We start from the raw sequence: 20104 nt of genomic DNA on the forward strand, positions 1-20104 counted from the left end.
TGATCTGTACCCGTGTTGTTGGTCCACGGTCATGCGAGTAGAGGGCAGAGTGATCATCGGGAGGTCACATGCCCCGTCAGTATTCGTCGTCGGTCCGTCGGCAAATCGTTGCGCGGCTGCGATCGGGTGAACCGGTGGCTGCCGTTGCGGTCGAGACCGGGATCTGTGAAGCAACTCTGTTCCGTTGGAAACGTCAGGCACTGATCGACGCCGGGGTCATCGAGGGCATTCCCAGTGTGGAGGCTGACGAACTCGCCGCGGCTCGCAAGCGGATCGCGGCGCTCGAGGCCGAGCTGGCCCTGACCCGCGACGCGTGCGAGCTGTTCGACGAGCAGGCGGTGGTGCCCCCAAAACGCCGACGCGCGATCACTGAGGGGCTGATCGCGCGAGGATACTCAGGCCGATCTGCCTGCCGGATAACAGGATTGACGCGTTCTCTATTGCAGTATCACCGGCACCGCCCTGTCCCGGACCGCGAGGTGCGTCGCCTCATTGTGGCCGACACGATCACCGAGATCCACCAACGCTCCCGCGGCACCTACGGGCGCCGGCGGGTCCGCGCGGCGTTGTTGGCCGACTACGAGATGAACGTCAACCACAAGCTCGTCAACTCGATAATGGCCGAGCACGGCCTGTACGGGGTGCCGCGTCCCGGGCGGCGGAAACCCAACCTGATTGGTGTCGACACCCCCGTTGACCTGGTCAATCGGCAGTTCACTGCCACCAAGCCGAACGAACTGTGGTGTACGGATATCACCGAACATCCCGCGCGTGACGGCAAGGTGTATTGCTGCGCGATCCTGGACTGCTTCTCGCGGATGATCGTCGCCCGCACCTTTTCCACCACCCCCGACACCGCCCTGGTCAACAATGCGGTCAACATGGCCGCCGATAGCAGAAACCGCAGTGGCCCAACGATTCTGCATGCCGACCATGGTAGTCAGTTCACGTCCTGGAGCTTTGGTGAGAACATGCGGCGGTGGGGCCTGCTCGGCTCGTTCGGTACCGTGGGCGACTGCTTCGATAACGCCGCCATGGAGTCCTTCTGGGCACGGATGCAAGTCGAACTACTCAACACCCGCCGTTGGGCCACCACCATCGAATTAGCTGCCGCCATGGCCGATTACATCGACAACTTCTACAACATCGAACGCCGGCACAGCTACCTCGGTAACATCAGCCCCACAGAGTACGAAACGCTCTGGACATCCACCTATTCGATCCCTCAACTCGCATGATCATGGCTCGAAACGGCGGGGACAGATCAGCTGGACTCGTTCACCGGGAACACGCCAACATCACTGCGAATGAATTTTCGGCGTTGACAATAGCGGGCTGTCAAGAATCTGGCCTGCAAATCTCCGATAGCAAGTCATTCTTGCTACCCATGGCATACCTATTGGCAAATGCCACGATGCCGGTAACCAAGCGCACTTCGTGCGTGTGAATCCGGGTGAGCACTCCGTCGAATGTTCATGCCGGGCAGGGGACCCGGCTCGGACATCGTTGTGAGCAACACTCAGTCCAGCCGACCGACGTCCACGACGCGCAGCACGGCGGTGCCCGCCTCGTCGGAGTCCTCGAGATCGACCTCCACCTCGAAACCCCAATCGTGATCGCCGGCGGGGTCGTCGAGGATTTGGCGCAGCCGCCACACGCCGGGCTGGCGGTCCACGATCAACAGTGCCGGGCCACGGGCGTCGGCGCCGGTGCCCACGTCGTCGTGTTCGTCGAAGTAGTCCAGTCCGACCTCGCGCCAGCGCTGTGCGGTCCATCCCGAGCCGGCATCGAGCTCGCCCAGCTCATCCCAGCGGCGGCGCGCGAACAGCTCGACGCGCCGGAACAACGCGTTGCGGACCATCGCGGTGAAGGCGCGCTCGTTTCCGGTCAGCGGGCGGGGCCGGGCGGGCACGGCCACTGGCATGTCATGCGGCTGGTCCGGGCTGGTGAGTTGCTCCCATTCGTCGAGAAGACTCGAATCCACCTGTCGGACAAGCTCGCCGAGCCACTCGACGATATCGGTGAACTCCTCTGTGCGGGCGGCGGCCGGCACCGAGGAGCGCAACGCCTTGAACGCGTCGGACAGATAGCGCAGCACCGCGCCCTCCGAGCGGGAGAGGCCGTAGACGCTGACGAATTCGCGGAAGGTGAACGCGCGCTCCCACATTTCCCGAACGACCGACTTCGGTGACAGCCGGGCGTCGGCGGCCCACGGGTTGGTGTGCAGGTAGACCTCGAAGGTATGGCCGAGCAGCTCCTCGAGCGGCTTGGGGTAGGTGACGTCGTCGAGCAGTTCGATCCGCTCGTCGTACTCGATGCCGTCGGCTTTCATCGCCGCCACGGCTTCGCCCCTGGCCTTGTTCAACTGCGCCGCCAGGATCTGGCGGGGATCCTCCAGCGTTGCTTCGATCACCGAAACCACGTCCAGCGCATAGGTTTCCGACGAAGGGTCGAGCACGTCGACGGCGGCCAGCGCGAAAGTCGACAGCGGTTGGTTGAGCGCGAAATCGGCCGGCAGGTCCACCGTCAGCCGGTACCGGCCGCCGCCGGGCTCGGGTTCGCCGAGTCGCTCGAGGACCCCGGCCTGCAACAACGACCGGGCGATGCCGACTGCCTCCCGGATGTGGGCCAGCTGCCGTTTGCGTGGCTCGTGGTTGTCGGTGAGCAGCCGGTGCATCGCGACGCACGGATCGCCGGGGCGGTCGACGACGTCGAGAATCATCGCCGTCGACACCCGCATGTTGCTGGTCAGCGGCTCGGGCACGGCGTCGATCAGTCGCGTCATGGTGGCTTCGCTCCACGGCACCATGCCCTCGGGCACCTTGCGGCGCACCAGTTTTCGGCGCTTCTTCGGGTCGTCGGCGACCTTGGCGAACTGCTTGAGGTTCTCCACCTCGTGGTCGGGTGCCTGGACCACCACGGTGCCTGCGGTGTCGTAGCCGGCCCGGCCCGCCCGCCCGGCGATCTGGTGGAACTCACGAGCGTTGAGCAGTCTGGTGCGGATGCCGTCGTACTTCGACAACGCCGAGAAGACCACCGTGCGGATCGGCACGTTGATACCGACCCCGAGAGTGTCGGTGCCGCAGATCACCTTCAGCAGACCGGCCTGGGCGAGTTGTTCGACCAGCCGCCGATACTTGGGCAGCATCCCGGCGTGATGCACGCCGATGCCGTGCCGGACCAGACGCGACAACGTCGATCCGAACGTGGTGGAGAAGCGGAAGGCGCCGATCGCGTCGGCGATCGCTGCCTTCTCGTCCTTGGTGCTGACGTTCACGCTCATCAGCGCCTGAGCCCGTTCCAAAGCGGACGCCTGGGTGAAATGCACGACGTAGACGGGAGCCTGCCCGGTCTGCAGCAGGTCGCCGATCGTCTCGTGCATCGGCGTGGTGGCATAGGAGTAGAACAGCGGAACAGGACGCTCGGCGCCGGCCACCAGCGCAGTCGGCCTGCCCGTGCGCCGGGTGAGGTCCTCGCGCAGGAAGCTCACGTCGCCGAGGGTGGCCGACATCAGCAGGAACTGCGCATTGGGCAGTTCCAGCAGCGGTACCTGCCAAGCCCATCCGCGGTCGGGGTCGCCGTAGAAGTGGAACTCGTCCATGACCACCAGGCCGATGTCGGCGGCCGGGGTGTCCGGGCCTTCGCGCAGCGCGATGTTGGCCAGCACCTCCGCGGTGCACGCGATGATCGGCGCACCGGCATTGACGGCGGCGTCGCCGGTCAGCATGCCGACGTTGACCGCCCCGAACAGGTCGCACAGCGCGAAGAACTTCTCGCTGACCAGCGCCTTGATCGGTGCGGTGTAGTAGCTGCGGCGGCCGGCGGCCAGTGCGGCATACAACGCCCCCGTGGCGACCAGCGATTTTCCCGAGCCGGTGGGGGTCGCCAGGATGACGTTGGCGCCGCTGACCACCTCGATCAGCGCTTCTTCCTGCGCCGGATACAGCGGGGTGCCGCCGGCCTGCGCCCACTCGGCGAACGCGGTGAACAGTCCGTCGGGATCGGAGCCCGCCACGCGTAACGCGGACAGATCGCTCGGATCGTCGAGCAGCGCAGGAGGAGCGGTCATGGGATTCCACCAGCCTAGCGGCCGACGGTGTGCGGAACAGTGTGTGACAGCAGGCACCGCGCCTCGACAGTTTCCTCCGGGAGACGTCCAATGGAGGGGAGCGGTCAGCGGGAGAGGGCGAGCGGTGTCGGACGACGCGATATTGGTGGCGGGGCAGACCTGCTGGCGTACAGCGGTCGCAGACCGTTACGCCCCGATCGTCGATGGTGCCGAGTACCTGGCGACGGTGAAGGCCGCGATGCTGCGTGCCCACCACCGGATCATCGTCATCGGCTGGGATTTCGATTCCCGCATGACGTTCGAGGCCGGCACCCCGACGCTGCCCGGACCCAACAGCCTCGGCTTGTTCCTGCACTGGCTGCTGTGGACGCATCCCCAGCTGCGGGTGTACCTGCTGAAGTCCAACCTGCGGCTATTGCCGGCGTTCGACGGCTTCTGGTTCGGCGTCACCCCCGTCGGGCTGCTGAACCAGCTCACCTCGAAGCGATTGCACCTGGCCGTCGACGGCGCGCACCCGACCGGGGCGGTACATCACCAGAAGATCGTGGTGATCGACGACGTGGTGGCGTTCTGCGGCGGGATCGACCTGACACTGGGTCGCTGGGACACCCGGGCGCACCTGCCCGACGATCCGCGCCGACAGGCGGCGGGGCAGAGCTACGGGCCCCGCCACGAGGTGGCCGCCGCCGTCGACGGCGCCGCCGCGGGCGTCCTGGCCGACGAGGCCCGGCAGCGGTGGCAAGCCGCCACTGGTGAGATGCTGCCCGCGCTCGCCCCGGGCACACCGGCCTGGCCCCAGCGGCTGGCACCGGCGCTGACCGGTGTCGAGGTGGGCGTCGCCCGGACTCTGCCCGTTCTGCCGGCGCGCCCCGAGGTGCGTGAGGTCGAGGCGTTGAACCTGGCGGCGATCGCGGTTGCCCGCCACGTCATCTACCTGGAGAACCAGTATCTGGCCGCGCGGAGCCTGGCGGAGGCGCTGGCAGCCCGGCTGCGCGAACCCGACGGGCCTGAGGTGGTGATCGTGCTGCCACGCAGTTCCGAAAGCCGCCTCGAGCAGCAGTCGATGGACAGTGCGCGGGAACGGCTGGTGCGGCTGCTGTGGGACGCCGACGAGCACGGCAGGCTGGGCATCTTCTGGCCGGCGGTCAAGGGTGGGACGTCGGTCTATGTGCATTCCAAGGTGATGGTCGTCGACGACCGGCTGCTGCGCATCGGCTCGTCGAACCTCAACAACCGGTCGCTGGGCTTCGACAGTGAATGCGATGTCGCCATCGAGGCGCCGGCGCGCGGCGGTCGCGCGGTGCGCAGCCATATCGTCGACATTCGCGATGGGCTGGTGGCCGAACATCTCGGAGTGTCGGTCGAGACGTTCCGGAGGGAAGTCGCGCGGCGCAAGTCGGTCCTGGCCGCCACGAACGCGCTGCGGGGAACCGGTCGCTCCCTGCGCAAACTCACCGAGTTCATGGTGTCGGCCGACGCCAGTCCACTGGCGGAGAACGACCTGATGGACCCCGACGAGGTGCCGGCATCGATCGGACAGAGCGTGTGGAGCCTGGTCAGCGGAGTGGCCTCCTGGCCGTTGACCCGGGCCTCGCCGTTGTGGGGGTTCCTCCGGCCAGGACAACCTGAGTCCGTCACAGCGCCCGAGCTGGGCACGCATGACTCCGGCGGGAACCCGCCCAGCTGAGTCGTCTGCCGGGTAACGCCGGAACTGGCAGTTCTTCGGCGCCCCGGTGGCGGGCGTGGTGTGCATTCCGCGCGCCTGCGGGGCGGTGGATGCCCTCGGTGCCGGAATGTTCCTGCAGACCCTGCTGCTGGCGCTGACCGAGCGGGTCGTCGCCAGCTGCGCGCAGGTCTCGATCGCGCTGTACGACGTGGTACGACACGAACTGGGCGTCTCCGAGGAGTTCACCGTGCTGTTCGTGATGTAGATCTGATAGAAGGACTCGACCTTCGAGGCCAATCATGTTCGAACGCCGCAAGATTCGGTGGCCGAACATGTGATCTGGGTGGGCGGAGACGTGCCGCCGACCACTGCGGGCTAGCGCCGTGCGGCGCACGTCAGATCGGCAACGCCGTCGGCGGAGTCCACGATCCGCTCGGGAACGATCAGCACGGCAGTGTCGGCATGCGTGACGACAGCGGCCGCGACACTGCCGAACGAATGCCCGAGCAGGCCGGTGCGCCGGTGCGGTCCCAGCACGATCACACTTGCATTGCGGTCCGCGGCGGCGGCCACGATCCCCTTCCAGGTGGGTGCCGCCTCCACCGCGATGCCGGTGGCGGCGAACCCGGCCCGGGTCGCGAGGGCGGCGCCGTGCGCGGCGGTCCGCTCGGCGGCACGGCGGACCTCGGTCGCCGAATCGGGATCGAAGTGCTCGGCGTCGGTCGGAGTGAACCCCACGTCGACGGGTCGCCACACGCAGACCACCACCGCGTCTTTGGCCGTGCCGAGCTGATCGGCTGCCTGCCGGATCGCGCGGGCCGCCAGCGGAGAGCCGTCGTAGGCGAACAGCACTGGCCCGGTGACGTCGGACAGGGGACGCGCCGGCGGGGCGGGCACCGGTGCGGCGTCGGAGAATTCGTTCGGCGGTTCTGAGAAACCGTGGCGCATCCTGGCCAACAGGGGCGGTGAGTGCCAGGCCGGGAACTCCCCGTCGAGGAACCGGTCCAGGTTCGGCTTCTGCGGTCGGGCGCCACTGAGCAGGTACACGACCACCCCGAACACCGCGCCGCCGATCGCGAGCCCGAAGCCCACCCACAGTGCGATGCCGGTACCGGCGACGAGGTCACCGCCGGCTGCGGTCGCGGCCAACCGGGCCAGGATGGGCGCGACCATGAATGCGGCGACGGCGCGCAGCAATTCGATGATGGCGAACACCCGTTGCAGACTGTTCGACTGAAGCGAGAAGCCGGCCACGAACAGCGCCGGCGCCACGGTGGCGCCGAGCGCCAGGCCCGTCAGCGCGGCACCGAGCATCGCCAGCGGCTGGCTGGCGGGTAGGCCGATACGGAAGACCAGGATGCCTGCCGCCAGTAGCGCCATCCCGATCAGCGGCAGGAAGTGCATCGAGCGGCGGCTGATCACGGCGCCGAAGACGAACGCCATGATGATGGCCCCGCCCAGCTCCGGCAGGTACAGCAGCCCGACCCGAACCGGATCGTAGGTCTGCAGCAGCACGTTGGCGGTCAGCACGGTGGCTGCTACGGACGCGGCCGCGGCGAACAGCGCGACACCCACACCGGCGACCGGGATGGCGCTGGTGAGCATCGTCCGGACGGTCAGCAGGGGCCGGCGGGCCCGGAACTGGTAGACGACGAGCACCACGATCAACGCCAGGCCGCCGAGCATCGGCACGGCGACGGCGCGGTCGCCGAAGCCGTGGGTGGTCAGCTGTGCCGCACCGACGAACGCCGCGGTGCAGCCGACGGCCGCGAGCGCGATGGCGGGCAGATCACGCGGCGCGTCACGGTCGGCGGGCGGCGCGTCCTCGAACGTCAAGGTCGCCATCACCAGGGCTAGCAGCGCGATGACGGCGATGATCCAAAACAACGGCCGCCAGGCGTGCGCCGCCGCCTGGACACCGCCGATAAACGGTCCCAACGCGACCGCGCCGAACACGCACATGTTCATGATCACAGCGGTGTGCCGGAGCTTGTCGCGGGGAAAGCCGATGGTCAGTGGCGGCGCGGCCGCGATCAACAGCATGCTGGTGGCCAGCCCCTGCAGGATGTGTCCGCCGATGTACATCCCGGCGTTCTGGGCGGCGGCGGCGAGCACCGATCCGGCGACCAGCACCACCGCATAGATCAGCAGCATCCTGCGCTGCGGCAGGTGCTGGGCGAACTGGACCGCCAAGACGGTTCCGACGGCGTAGGCCGCGTTTCCCAGGCCGGAGGCCAGCGTCATCGTCTGGGTGGTCATGTGCAGCTGTTCGGCGATGATCGGGACCAACGGGTCTATCGCCGCCGACAGCGCCAGATACGGGATCAACGCGAGGGTGACCATCGCGGCGACGGCGGGATAGCGTCCGGCGAGCGGGCCCTGGCGCATCACCGGGTCAACACATTCGGGCCGGACACGGATGCCTCCAAAGGGGTGGGTCGTTAGTGTTGGCGTCGCGGTTCCGGTGGCGCGGGTACTCGCCGCGGCGTCGGCGATCCGGACGACCGCGACTAACCTTAGTTTCTCTATGCAACTTGTGTCGCATGAGAGCCCCGAGGTGTAGCCATCGCCACAGTCCGGAGCCGACGTGTCCGAAGTCCCTGCGCCGGACGAGATGTCGCAGGGACTTCGTCGAGGAGAGATCCGCTCAGGCGGTGGCCCTCTCGTAAGCTCCGACCACGCACGCGGCCATCATGTAGAAGGCCTGGACCAAGGCATTCCCGGTGCTGGTGGTCAGCCAGTACACCCTTGCGACCCAAGCGGTCGCCGAACGGACCCCAGACGAAGCGACCCAGCTGTCGCACCAGGAACGAGACCGCGAAGGTCATCAGGGCCAGCAACGTGGACTGCTCGGCGTCTGCGGGGAAGATCGCTGCCGAGATGTAGGTGACCCCCGTAGACGTAGACGTCGGACCATTCCGTCGCGTTACCGATGGCCGAGGCGGCGACGGCTTTTCGTAGGACCGTGGGAGAAGGCGTCTGGTCGACGTCCCGGTTGTCCGGCTCCTGGGGGACCCTCGCACGCTGTCCTGCGCCCGGCGCGGGATCACGGCGTCCCCGCGGCGTGAAGCTCACTCCACGCCGCCGCGTCATCGCGGCCGACTCATCAGATCCCATTGCCCCGGCGATACCGAGATCTGGCCGCTCGCCATCGTGACCGTCACTTCTGATGACGAAAAGTTCAGCACATCAAATCATTTGGCTGCATATGCCTTCCGGGCTGCGTCGATCAGCTGCAGGAAGAAGCCGCTCGCGATGTGCCGTTGGCGACATTCGGTCGCGCACTCCCGGGGATAACCCGTCGGGTCAGTGTGCGGCCGGGGTGCGCGGCAGCGCGGGGCGTGCCGGTGCGATCGGCGCGGTGTCGGCGTGACGGATCCGGCGGCGATCATCGCGGACCAGGCGACGTTCGAGCGCTCGCCGGTCGCGGTTGGTCAGCGAGCGGCTGCGGCGAACCAGCAGTTCGAGTTGCTGCCAACTGAGCCCGTCGAGGTCACCGTCTTCGTCATGAGTGGCGACGACCACGCTGCCGTGCAGCAGCGGAACGTTCTTGGCGCTGAATTGTGTTGTCGCGAGCAGAACTTCGGTGGCGCGCCGGTTCGCGCGGGTCTGGCAGGCCCGGGTGGACGGACTGAACCAGAAGTCGAACTGACGATCGGCGCTGGTCAGGCAGTGCAGCTGGTGGTCTTGGACGAGGCGATCGATATCGGCCTTGGTGTAGGCCCGAGTCTCATATACGACGCCGCGGGTGCTGAAGTAGAGAACGGTGTTCATCTCGTTGTTCCATTCGGCTCTCTCATCGCTGGATAGGACAGCGCCGACGCGTCAGCGCTGTTACTAGAGTTACCCATGTTGCAAGCGGGACAAACCTGTGCATCGGAATGAAAACGGTTGCGAAACGGCTGTACCGGGCGGTTGAAGTCGCCGGATAGTGCACGCGCGCAAGGACTGTCGACTAGCCAGCCGGGAACACGGCGACCTCCGGGGGCGGCCTGGGCGGCGGTTTGGTCAGTGCGGCGTCGGAGTCGCCGCGTGGCGGGCGAACGCGGCTTGCAGTTCGCGGGCCCGCTGTGCCTCGTGGCGTTTGTCCTGCGCAATGCGACGAGCCAAGGTCCGCTCGTCGCGAGCGGTCAACGCGCGGTTGTGCTCGGCGAGCTGGTCGAGTTGTTGCCAGCTCAGGCCGTCGATCGCGCCCTGGGCGTCGTGGGTGGCGACGACGATGCAGCCGTGCAGCAGCGGTACGTTCTTGGCGGTGAACGACGTGGTGGCCAGCAGGAGTTCGGTGGCGATCGCATTGACCCGGCGCTGGCATCCGCTGGCCGACGGACTGAACCAGAAATCGAACTGCCGATCGGTACTCGTCAGGCATTGCAGCTCGTGACCCTCGACCAGTTCCGCCAAGTCGGCTTTGCTGTAAGCGTGGGTTTCGTACACGATGCCGCTGACGCTGAAGTACAAGACGGTGTTCATCCAACTGGTCCGATCAGCTCGTTCATCCCTTGTCGGCGGCGCTTGCGACCGTCGGCCCTGTAAAACCAGTTATCCATGTGACGCTTAGGGCAACCCTAGATAACGATGTGAATAAGGTGTGTTTATTAGCTGTGAGGCGCCTGTCGGTCGCCGGGAGAATTCGACCTCGGCTGATAGTCGACGACGACTTGTCGTCGACACCGGCCAATCCGCTTTCCAGGGACTACATGCAAAACCGTTCGGAGAACCGTGAGATCTCGCAAGGCACTGGTCGCCGCCGTGGCGCGGATCGGTGCGGTGCTACCGGCCAGCGCCGTCCTCGCCGTCCTCGCCGTCCTCGCCGTCCTCGCCGTCCTCGCCGTCGGCCCGGCTGAACCGGCTGGCGCGCAGCCCGGCGCCGCCGGCTCCGCCCAGTGGATCGTCGTCGGCGTACCCACCGCCAGCTCCACGACCGGCAGTCTCACCGCGTTCCAGCGCGTCGGGCAGGACTGGAAGGTGGTGTTGGGTCCCACCACGGCCAAGGTGGGTGAACTCGGGGTAGGAGCGCCCGCGGACGGGGTCTACCGCACGCCGCAGGGCACCTTCGGACTTGACCAAGCCTTCGGCCGTCAGCCCGATCCGGGTACCAAGATGCCGTATTTCCGCGCCACTCAACAGGACTGGTGGGACGAGGACGCCAAGTCGCCGACCTACAACACCCATGTGCGTAGCGCGGGCAAGCCGTCTGGCATCGCCGAGAACCTCTACGACTCCGGACCGGTGTACGACTACGCGGTCAACATCACGTCCAACCCGCAGCGCATCCCCGGCAAGGTGGCGGGGATCTTCCTGCACGTGACCGACGGCAACCCGACCTGGGGGTGCGTGGCCATCGGCCGCGAGGAGATGCGGTCGATCCTCGCTTGGCTCGATCCGGCGGCCAACCCGCAGATCACCATCGGAGTCGGCGATCCCTCACTGATCCCGGCCGGCAGCTGATCGCCTCGGCTCCGGTCGGCGGGGCCACGGTGTCAGCCGGCCGGGGTCACCTCGACCGGCAGCGCGCTGAGCACTGCGGTACCAGACAGCGGATCCAGCAGGGTGCCGTCGTTGAGCTCGTTGACGTTGGCCCCCGGTACACGCGCCGCCACCTGCATACGGGTTCCTGGCTGGCCGTGCCCCCAGCCGTGCGGCAGTGAGACCACACCGGGCCGGATCGCGTCGGTGACTTCGACCGGAACCTCGAGCTTGCCGCCACTACCGGTGACCACGGCCAGCTCTTCGAGACCCAACCGCGCGGCGTCGGAGGGGTGGATCTGCAGGGTGCAGCGATTGGTCCCGCCCGACAGTGCCGTCAGGTTGTGCATCCAGCTGTTGTTGGAGCGCAGATGTCGACGACCGATCAGAAGGAAACCGGACTCGGAGCCCAGCGACGCGTGCAGCCGGGGCACCTCAGCGAGGATCGATGTGTGCGCCAATTCGATTGTCCCCGTGGGGGTTCGAAGTACCTCAGGGATTCTGGGCGTGAGGGCGCCGAGGTCGACGCCGTGCGGGGTGTCCTTGAGCAGCTGCAGGGTCAGGCCCCCGGGGTTGGCGCCGAACGCGTCCCCGAACGGGCCTAGCCGCAACATCATGTCCAGCCGGCGCTCATATCCCGGGCCGTCGATGAGCATCGCGGCGAGTTCTTCGGCCGAGCGCCCCGCTACCGGGGAGTACGCATCGGCGACTTCCTTGTCCAGCGTCGCGGTGATGACCTGGTCGTCGACCAGCCGAGGGTCGGCGTCGGGACCCATACCGAGCACGATCAACGCCAGTCGCGACAGGATCTCGCACTCGTCGGGCCGCCCGTGGGGCAACGGCCGAACAGGCGGGGAGTAGCGCGCGTTGTTGCGTACTACCGCGGCGCTGAGCGCGACGTCGAAGTGCGCGGCAAACGACGGCGGGGGCGGCGGCAGGACGACGTCGGCGTGCCGCGTGGTCTCGTTGAGGTAGGGGTCCACCGAGACCATGAAGTCGACGCCGGCCAGGGCATCGCTCAACCGGGCACCGTCCGGCGCCGACAACACCGGGTTGCCCGCGATGGTGATCACGGCCTTGACCTGGCCATCGCCGGGGGTCTCGAGTTCCTCGGCCAGCGCGACGGTGGGTAACTCCGAGAGCACCTCGGGGTGCCCGGAGACGCGGCTGCGCCACCGGCCGGTCGCGAAGCCGCGGCCGGCGCGGGCCGGGCGCGGGGCCGAGCCGATGGGTGGACTGGGGAACATGACCCCGCCGGCGCGATCCAGGTTGCCGGTCAGGATGTTGACGACGTCCACGAGCCAGCTGGTCAGGGTGCCGAACTCGACGGTCGAGGTGCCGATGCGTCCGTAGACGGCGGCGCTGGGCGCGGCGGCGATTTCGCGTGCCAGGGTGCGGATGTCCTCGGCGTCGACGCCGCAGTGCTCGGCCACCGCCACTGGCGGGAACTCCGCGGCTGCCGCGCGCACCTCGTCGAGCCCGGTCACATGGTCGGCCAGACGCCCGAGGTCCACCAGGTTTTCGTCGAAGAGCACGTTGACGACGGCGAACAGCAGCGCGGCGTCGGTACCGGGGCGGGGCGCGAGGTGGCGGTCGGCCAGCTCGGCGGTGCGGGTTCGGCTGGGGTCTATCACCACCAGCCGCCCGCCGCGGCGGCGCAGTGCCTTGAGCTTGCCGCCGAAGTCCGCGGCGGTGGCCAGACTGCCGTTGGACACCAACGGGTTTGCGCCGATGATCACCAGATAGTCGGTGCGGTCCAGGTCGGGGATGGTGAACGCCACCGGGTTGCCGTAGAGCAGCCCGCAGGCCACGTGCTTGGGCATCTGGTCCAGCGTGCTGGCCGAGTACAGCTGGCGGGTGCCCAACGACTTGACGACGGCCGGGGCGTAGAGCGATCCGGCGATAGTGTGCGCGTTGGGGTTGCCGAGGTACACCGCCACCGCCGGGCCACCGGACGCGGCGATCACCCGCTGTAGACCCTCGGCGGCGGCGGCGAACGCCTCCGGCCAGGAGACCTCGACCAGTTCACCGTCGCGGCGCACCAGCGGGTTCTGCAGCCGGTCGGGATCGTTGTCCAACGCCGGGAAGCTGGCCCCCTTTGGGCAGATGAAGCCGTGACTGAAGACATCGTCACGGTCGCCGCGGGCTGAATCGACCCGCCCGGCGTCGTCGAGGGTCAGGACCAGCCCGCAGGTGGCCTCACAGATCGGGCAGATACGCAACGCGGTGCGGCTCACCCTTGACACTGTGCGCTGCGGGCCGACCCGCTGGCAAGCCCGACCAACCGGATGGTGAGATTTCCTCACCCCTGCCAGACCGACGACTTCAGCGCCCGCCGCAGGGCGTGCACGATGCGCTCGCGGTGGGCGGTGAACCGCTCGGTGGGCGCCGGCACCGAGATCGCCACGATCTTGCCCCCGCCCACGCGCCCGCGATCCCGGCCGCGGAGATTCCCTCGGTGTGTTCGTCGCGGTCGAAGGCCACCCCATCGGTACGGATCTGGCGAAGCTCGGCGCGCAGCCGCGCGGCGTAGACACGGTCGAGGGCCGCCAGGCCGATCAGACACTGCTCGGACTCGACTCGGCCGCAAGCCTTCTCGACGAGGGGTATCAGCAGACCGAGAACGGATACGGTGCCCTTCGGGGCGGCGGATTCCACGTCGCGGTGCGCACCGGCATGCCCGGTGTGACCCCGGCGATGTGGGACTGGTGGTTCGGCTGGCACGGCAGCGATTCGCGACGCTACAGCGAGGCGGACGGCCGATGGGTGGGCCGGACGTCGATCATCGAGGAGTACCTGGGCTCGGCGTATGCCAAGGCGGCCATCCAGTTCCTCGAACCCGCGGCCCTGGGCCTGGACACCGCGCGCCTGGGCACCGACATCGCGGTATGCGCCCGGCTCGGGTCCAGCGAACTGCCGGTCGACATCGGCTTGTTCATCCACCACATCCGCGCGACGCCGGCCGGCGCCGAGATGCGCTCACGATTCTGGATGGGCGGCCCCTACACCGGTGTCCGCCGGGGTAATCGGTTGGCCGATTCGGTGATCCGGCCGATTGCCGCGCACCAGTGGCCCGATCCCCGCGACCTGCTCGTGCACTGCGCGCAGGAGATGAATCACCTGGCCGGGTTCCTGCCGGCGCTCTTCGGCCAGCTGGGTGCAGCGGGCCGGTAGGGCGATTGCCAAAATGCCGCCGCTGTCAACCGAACGGACTATCTTCCCGAGCACAGGCTGACAAGCCGATGCTTGGGGGGGTTGGGACCATGACGACGACAACGGTTTCGCGTGCAGGGCGCTTTCGCGGACGTCGCGCCGGTTTCGCGCGGCTCGCCGCCGTGACCGCGACCGCGGCGGCCATGACGCTGGGTATGACCGCACCGGCCATGGTGCCCACCGCGAGCGCGGCAGACGTGACGCTCAACGGGGTGACCACCGGCCCGCTGTTCCGGCTGTTGCAGATCGCCGGGGTGGACTCTGTGGTGATCCCCAACGTGGCGCCGCCCCTGATCGACACTCTGACAATCAACTTCGCCTACACCGGCGCCGATCCGGTGAACCTGGCCGATCAGATCAACGCCTTCCCCTTCGGTGGGTGGAACATCCTGGGCAACACGTTCCGGCGTCAACCGGGCGGGCTCGTCGGGTCGGCGCTGCTGGCCGGTTCCGGGTTCGCCGCCTTGGCGACCAACGACGCCTACCAGGCGCTACTGTCCAGCGCCGGTGGTAACACGCTGCCGGGTTACACCCCGCTCGTCGGTCCCGGCCTGACCAGCACGCTCACCGGGGCGCAGTGCGCCACCCAAGGCACCTTCTGCAAGCCGGGCACCAACGTGACCAACCTGGCCCTGCTCCTGGTGAACAGCCCACTGACGCCCAACGGCGGCCTCTACTCGCGCTTTGCGCCGATTGCGAACCTCTTCGGCATCAACCCCGTGACGCCGGTCGGCACCAGCGCGACCAGTTCGACGCCGGCCACCAAGGGCAGCGGCGGCATCGTCACGCTGAACTCCGCGGTGGTGAACGTCGCCCTGGAGTACAACGCGGTGTCCGACCTGCCGGCGACCTTGAACCCGTTCTCGCTGGCCAACACGCTGCTGGCGAGCGTCCTGCCGACCCACCTTCTCGGCGGTGTGAACCTCGGCGGCGCGTCGTTGGTCGACATCGAGACCGCTCTCGGCCTGCTCGCGACGTTGGGTTCGACGAGCACCACGTACAGCACATTGGCGCCCAACGACCTGCCGCTGCTGGAGCCCCTGCGGCTTCCCGCGCGACTGATCAACGCCGTCTCGAGTGCGCTCGGTCATCCGCTGAATCTGGGCACCCCGCTGGCCGACGCGCTGCAGCCGGCGTTGACGATCCTGGTCAACACCGGCTACACCGACGTCGCGACGCCCACCGAAGGTGGCACCTACAACCGGACGTTCGACCAGGCCGGTATCCCCACGCCGTTCCTGTCCAAACAACCGCTCACGGCCGCGGAGTGGGCGCAGGTACCCGGCGACGTCATCCGGGCCCTCGTCGTGGGCTTCCAGGATTCGTTCCCGGTGCTGCGGTTCGGTAAAACGGCTCCGGTGCTCACGGTCGACGGCAACCATTTGGCCATCACCTATCCCACGCAGAGTCAATCCTCGGCGGTCGTGGACCAGCCGCGGCCGACCGCCGAGCCGGTTTCGGCGCCGAGCGCCGAGTCGGTCACGGCCGAGCCGTCGCCCACCCGATCAGCACGGGTGAAAAGCTCGGCCACGGCGGCCACGGCGGCCACGGCGGCCACGGTGTCCAAGACGGCCGCGGTGTCCAAGGCGGGGTCCAAGACGGCCAAGGCGCCCAACAGCGCACCCGCCTCGGCGGGCAAGCGCGCCGCGCACCAGGGCGTCGGCGGATCGAAGCGGGCGGCCGGCTAGCCGCAGACCGCGCCACCCGCGGCCGAGCCGACCAGCTTGCGGTACTTGGCCAACACACCGGTCGCGTAGCGCGGTGCCGGTGGAGCGAAACCGGCACGGCGCGAATCGAATTCGCTCTCGTCGACCAGCACGTCCAGAGTGGAATTGGCCACGTCGAGGCGGATCCGGTCGCCGTCCTTGACGAAGGCGATCGGGCCGGCGTCGACGGCTTCCGGCGCCACGTGGCCCACGCACAGCCCGGTGGTGCCGCCCGAGAACCGCCCGTCGGTCAGCAGCAGCACGTCCTTGCCCAGCCCGGCACCCTTGATCGCACCTGTGATGGCCAGCATCTCGCGCATACCCGGGCCGCCCTTGGGGCCCTCGTAGCGGATCACCACGACATCACCGGCGGTGATGGTGCCGTCCTCCAACGCGTCCATCGCGGCGCGTTCCCCGTCGAAAACCCGTGCGGTGCCTTCGAACACGCTGGAATCGAAACCGGCGGACTTCACCACTGCACCCTCGGGGGCCAGCGAGCCGTGCAGGATCGTGATGCCGCCGGTCGGGTGGATCGGCTTGTCCAGCGCGCGCAGCACCTTGCCGTCGGGATCCGGGGGAGCGATATGGGCGAGGTTCTCCGCCATGGTCTGTCCGGTCACGGTCAGCACGTCGCCGTGCATCAGCCCGGCATCCAGCAGCGCCTTCATGATCACCGGCACGCCCCCGATGCGGTCGACATCGAACATGACGTGCTTGCCGAACGGTTTGACATCGGCCAGGTGCGGCACCTTGGCACCCACGCGGGTGAAGTCCTCGAGCGTCAGCTTGACGTCCGCCTCGTGGGCGATGGCCAGCAGGTGCAGAACCGCGTTGGTGGACCCGCCGAAGGCCATCACCACCGCGATCGCGTTCTCGAAGGCTTCCTTGGTCAGGATGTCGCGAGCGGTGATGCCCCGGCGGAGCAGCTCGACGACGGCGCGGCCGCTGGCGCGGGCGTATCCGTCGCGGCGGCGGTCGGTGGCCGGGGGAGCCGCGCTACCCGGCAATGACATGCCGAGCGCCTCGGCGGCGCTGGCCATCGTGTTCGCGGTGTACATGCCGCCGCAGGCACCTTCGCCCGGGCAGATGGCGCGCTCGATGGCGTCGACGTCCGCACGCGACATCAGGCCGCGGGCGCACGCGCCCACCGCCTCGAACGCGTCGATGATCGTCACGTCCATCTCGCTGCCGTCGGACAGCTTCGCCCGCCCCGGCAGGATCGAACCCGCGTAGAGGAAGACCGCGGCCAGGTCGAGGCGCGCGGCCGCCATCAGCATGCCCGGCAGCGACTTGTCGCAGCCGGCCAACAGCACCGAGCCGTCGAGCCGCTCGGCCATCACGACGGTCTCGACGCTGTCGGCGATGATTTCGCGCGACACCAGCGAGAAGTGCATGCCCTCATGGCCCATCGAGATGCCGTCGGACACCGAGATGGTGCCGAACTCCAGCGGGTAGCCGCCGGCCTCGAACACGCCCTCCTTGACGGCCTGAGCCAGCCGTTGCAGCGAAAGGTTGCAGGGGGTGATCTCGTTCCACGACGACGCCACACCGATCTGCGGCTTGGCGAAGTCGTCGTCACCCATGCCTACCGCGCGGAGCATCCCGCGGGCGGCGGCCTTCTCCAGACCGTCGGTGACGTCGCGACTGCGGGGCTTCAGATCGGGCGTTTGGCTCACCGGTCAAGTATGCCGTCGTCGGAGGTGGCGGCCAAATTCTTTGAATACCCCTCGGGGGTATTCCGGTACGGTGGGGCCATGTCATCTCTTCGCCACCGCACCGTCGCGGTCGTCGCAGCCCTCGCCACCGTCGGCGCGTTGTCCGCCTGCAGCACGCCGCAGGAGACCGCCACGAAGTCCTCGCCCGCCACGACGAGCGAGGCGGTCGCCGCCCACAACGCCGACGACGTGATGTTCGCCCAGATGATGATTCCCCACCACCAGCAGGCTGTCGAGCTCTCGGCGATGGTTCCGGACCGCTCCGCCGACCAAGCCCTCACCGCACTGGCGGCCAAGATCTCCGCCGAGCAGCAACCCGAGATCAACACCATGAAGGCGCTGCTGCTGCAGTGGGACGTCGACCCCAACGCGATGTCCGACCACGGCGGACACGGCATGCCGATGCAGGGCATGGTCGACGACGCGACGATGGCCAAGCTCGCCTCGCTCAAGGGTCCCGAGTTCGACACCCTGTGGCTGCAATCGATGATCAGCCACCACCAGGGCGCCATCGAGATGGCCAAGTCCGAGGTGGCCAACGGTCAGAGCGTCGATATGGCCGCGCTGGCCAAGAGCATCATCACCGCGCAGCAGGCCGAGATCGACCAGATGAAACAGATGCTCGGAGGGTAAATGACTGGCGCACATGGATATTCGTCGCACAAGGACAATTACGCCAAGCGGCTGCGCCGGATCGAGGGCCAGGTCCGCGGCATCGCCAAGATGATCGACGAGGACAAGTACTGCATCGACGTCCTCACCCAGATCAGCGCGGTCAACAGCGCGTTGCAGTCGGTGGCGCTCGGTCTGCTCGAAGAACACCTCAACCACTGCGTCAGCCATGCGGTGGCCGAAGGTGGGGAAGAGGGCGAGAAGAAGCTGGCCGAGGCGACGGCGGCGATCGCCAGGCTGGTTCGCTCCTGAGTGCTTGAGACCGCGCCTGTCCCAGATCGGGCTGTGCAGCCGATACCGTGAGGGCGTGCCCACTGCGCCGACTCGCACCGGCCCGTGGTCGCCCCGAGTCGCCGTGGCGCTGGCCGTGCTGGCCGCCGCGGCCTTCATCTATGTGACCGCCGAGATCATGCCGGTCGGGGCCCTGCCCGCTATCGCGCGGGATCTGGACGTCAGCGAGGCCCTGGTCGGCACCCTGCTGGCCAGCTATGCCCTGGTGGCCGCGGTGTCGACGATGCCACTGGTGCGCTGGACGGCCGACTGGCCGCGGCGGCGCACCCTGTTGTGCACGCTGGTGTGCCTGTCGGTGTCCCAGTTGATCTCGGCGCTGGCGCCCAGCTTCGCGGTGCTGGCCGTCGGGCGCGTGCTGTGCGCTCTCACGCACGGGCTGATGTGGTCGGTGATCGCCCCGATCGGGGTGCGTCTGGTTCCGCCGAGCCACGCCGGCCGCGCCACCATGGCCGTCTACGTCGGCACCGGGCTGGCACTCGTCGTCGGCAGCCCGCTCACTGCGGCGATGAGCGAAGTGTGGGGGTGGCGTCAGGCGGTCGGGGTGATCGCCGCCGTCTCGGTGGCAGTGCTGGTGGCCGCCCGGTTCGCCCTGCCGGCGATGCCGATGGCCGGCCCGGCACGTGCGCGGGCCGGACGAGTAGGTCACCACCGCAACCGGCCGCTGGTCGTCCTGAGCGGGCTGACGCTGGTGGGCGTCACCGGACACTTCATCTCCTACACGTTCATCGTGGTGATCATCCGGGACGTCGTCGGCGTGCACGGACCGCACCTGGCGTGGCTGCTGGCCGCCTACGGGGTGGCCGGGTTGACCGCGATGGCACTGCTGGCCGGACCGGGGGACCGGCGGCCCAAAGGCGTGGTCGTGGGCTGCCTGGGGGGAGGCTGCCTGGCCTTCGCCGTGCTGGCGGTGCTGGGCATCGACGGTCGGCACACCGTCGCCGCCTTGTTGGCCGGGGTCGGGGCGGTGGTGCTGTGGGGTGCCACGGTCACCGCGATGCCCCCGCTGCTGCAGGCGGCCGCCATGCGCCACGCACCGCAGGACCCCGACGGTGCATCCGGGCTGTACGTAGCGGCGTTCCAAGTGGGCATCATGGCCGGATCGCTGGGCGGCGGGCTGCTTTACCAGCGGGCCGGCCTGCCGACGATGATCGCCACGTCGGCGGCGCTGATGGCGGCCGCGCTGGTGTGCGTGGTGGTAAGCCGTGGGCTGTTCGCGCTTGCGCCGGCTACCAGCGACAAGTAACGCCTGTCACGCTCGCGACGACAATAAGCACAGTTCAGGGCCTTTGTGCTGCTGTCGGCCGTG

16 protein-coding genes and 1 pseudogene are annotated in these 20104 nt (G+C 68.2%); 9 read left to right on the forward strand and 8 right to left on the reverse strand.

The genetic code is table 11. The features are described 5' to 3' along the window. The first annotated feature begins 134 nt into the window (after positions 1-134). The gene (locus tag ACXDF8_RS13755) at positions 135-1238 is read left to right on the forward strand and encodes an IS3 family transposase (RefSeq protein WP_457223823.1); all 1104 of its coding nucleotides are present in this window, start codon (positions 135-137) and stop codon (positions 1236-1238) included. A gap of 281 nt (positions 1239-1519) precedes the next feature. Here ACXDF8_RS13755 and ACXDF8_RS13760 read toward each other — a convergent pair whose 3' ends face one another. Then, positions 1520-4069 carry a DEAD/DEAH box helicase gene (locus tag ACXDF8_RS13760; protein WP_457223824.1) on the reverse strand — a complete coding sequence of 850 codons (2550 nt, stop codon included), beginning with the start codon at positions 4067-4069 and terminating at the stop codon, positions 1520-1522. A gap of 124 nt (positions 4070-4193) precedes the next feature. Between ACXDF8_RS13760 and ACXDF8_RS13765 the strand changes: the two genes are divergently transcribed. Then, the gene (locus ACXDF8_RS13765; RefSeq protein ID WP_457223825.1) at positions 4194-5756 is read left to right on the forward strand and encodes a phospholipase D-like domain-containing protein; all 1563 of its coding nucleotides are present in this window, start codon (positions 4194-4196) and stop codon (positions 5754-5756) included. Between the two features lie 46 nt (positions 5757-5802). Continuing rightward, the gene (locus tag ACXDF8_RS13770) at positions 5803-6000 is read left to right on the forward strand and encodes a nitroreductase family protein (protein ID WP_457223826.1); all 198 of its coding nucleotides are present in this window, start codon (positions 5803-5805) and stop codon (positions 5998-6000) included. 110 nt (positions 6001-6110) lie between these two features. On the opposite strand, the gene ACXDF8_RS13775 is transcribed toward ACXDF8_RS13770, so the two are convergent. From ACXDF8_RS13775 to ACXDF8_RS13790, 4 genes and pseudogenes are all read right to left on the reverse strand, one after another. Beyond that, entirely contained in the window at positions 6111-8123 is a 2013-nt protein-coding gene (locus ACXDF8_RS13775; RefSeq protein ID WP_457223827.1) for an MFS transporter, read from the reverse strand. 347 nt (positions 8124-8470) lie between these two features. After that, positions 8471-8669, reverse strand: a pseudogene (locus ACXDF8_RS13780) (MFS transporter); the annotation flags it as partial. A 372-nt stretch (positions 8670-9041) separates the two neighbouring features. Beyond that, the gene (locus ACXDF8_RS13785; RefSeq protein WP_457223828.1) at positions 9042-9509 is read right to left on the reverse strand and encodes a hypothetical protein; all 468 of its coding nucleotides are present in this window, start codon (positions 9507-9509) and stop codon (positions 9042-9044) included. A gap of 234 nt (positions 9510-9743) precedes the next feature. Beyond that, positions 9744-10205 carry a hypothetical protein gene (locus tag ACXDF8_RS13790; protein WP_457223829.1) on the reverse strand — a complete coding sequence of 154 codons (462 nt, stop codon included), beginning with the start codon at positions 10203-10205 and terminating at the stop codon, positions 9744-9746. A 249-nt stretch (positions 10206-10454) separates the two neighbouring features. Here ACXDF8_RS13790 and ACXDF8_RS13795 point away from each other — a divergent pair, with 249 nt between their 5' ends. Further along, a complete protein-coding gene (locus ACXDF8_RS13795; protein ID WP_457223830.1) occupies positions 10455-11183 on the forward strand; it encodes a L,D-transpeptidase family protein in 729 nt (242 codons plus the stop codon). A 32-nt stretch (positions 11184-11215) separates the two neighbouring features. Here ACXDF8_RS13795 and ACXDF8_RS13800 read toward each other — a convergent pair whose 3' ends face one another. Together ACXDF8_RS13800 and ACXDF8_RS13805 are read right to left on the reverse strand one after the other, a co-directional pair. Further along, the gene (locus ACXDF8_RS13800) at positions 11216-13438 is read right to left on the reverse strand and encodes a molybdopterin-dependent oxidoreductase (RefSeq protein ID WP_457223831.1); all 2223 of its coding nucleotides are present in this window, start codon (positions 13436-13438) and stop codon (positions 11216-11218) included. Positions 13439-13503: 65 nt separating this feature from the next. Next, entirely contained in the window at positions 13504-13626 is a 123-nt protein-coding gene (locus tag ACXDF8_RS13805; protein WP_457223832.1) for a hypothetical protein, read from the reverse strand. A 62-nt stretch (positions 13627-13688) separates the two neighbouring features. On the opposite strand from ACXDF8_RS13805, the gene ACXDF8_RS13810 reads away from it, so the two are divergent. Continuing rightward, positions 13689-14375: a DAPG hydrolase family protein gene (locus tag ACXDF8_RS13810; RefSeq protein ID WP_457223962.1), complete on the forward strand. Its 687-nt coding sequence runs from the start codon at positions 13689-13691 to the stop codon at positions 14373-14375. Between the two features lie 89 nt (positions 14376-14464). Then, the gene (locus ACXDF8_RS13815) at positions 14465-16102 is read left to right on the forward strand and encodes a PE-PPE domain-containing protein (RefSeq protein ID WP_457223833.1); all 1638 of its coding nucleotides are present in this window, start codon (positions 14465-14467) and stop codon (positions 16100-16102) included. Here ACXDF8_RS13815 and ilvD read toward each other — a convergent pair. Beyond that, positions 16099-17796, reverse strand: coding sequence for a dihydroxy-acid dehydratase (gene ilvD / locus ACXDF8_RS13820; protein WP_457223834.1), 1698 nt, complete (start codon positions 17794-17796; stop codon positions 16099-16101). The two genes, ACXDF8_RS13815 and ilvD, sit on opposite strands and share 4 nt — an antisense overlap. 78 nt (positions 17797-17874) lie before the next feature. On the opposite strand from ilvD, the gene ACXDF8_RS13825 reads away from it, so the two are divergent. Genes ACXDF8_RS13825 through ACXDF8_RS13835 form a run of 3 tightly spaced genes read left to right on the forward strand, consistent with a single transcriptional unit; the run spans position 17875 to position 20041 of the window. Then, entirely contained in the window at positions 17875-18468 is a 594-nt protein-coding gene (locus ACXDF8_RS13825; protein WP_457223835.1) for a DUF305 domain-containing protein, read from the forward strand. Beyond that, entirely contained in the window at positions 18469-18759 is a 291-nt protein-coding gene (ricR, locus tag ACXDF8_RS13830; protein ID WP_457223836.1) for a copper-sensing transcriptional repressor RicR, read from the forward strand. It abuts the gene before it with no gap. Positions 18760-18814: 55 nt separating this feature from the next. Next, positions 18815-20041: an MFS transporter gene (locus ACXDF8_RS13835; protein ID WP_457223837.1), complete on the forward strand. Its 1227-nt coding sequence runs from the start codon at positions 18815-18817 to the stop codon at positions 20039-20041. The last annotated feature ends 63 nt before the right edge of the window (positions 20042-20104 follow it).

This window comes from Mycolicibacterium sp. CBM1 (assembly GCF_054073305.1).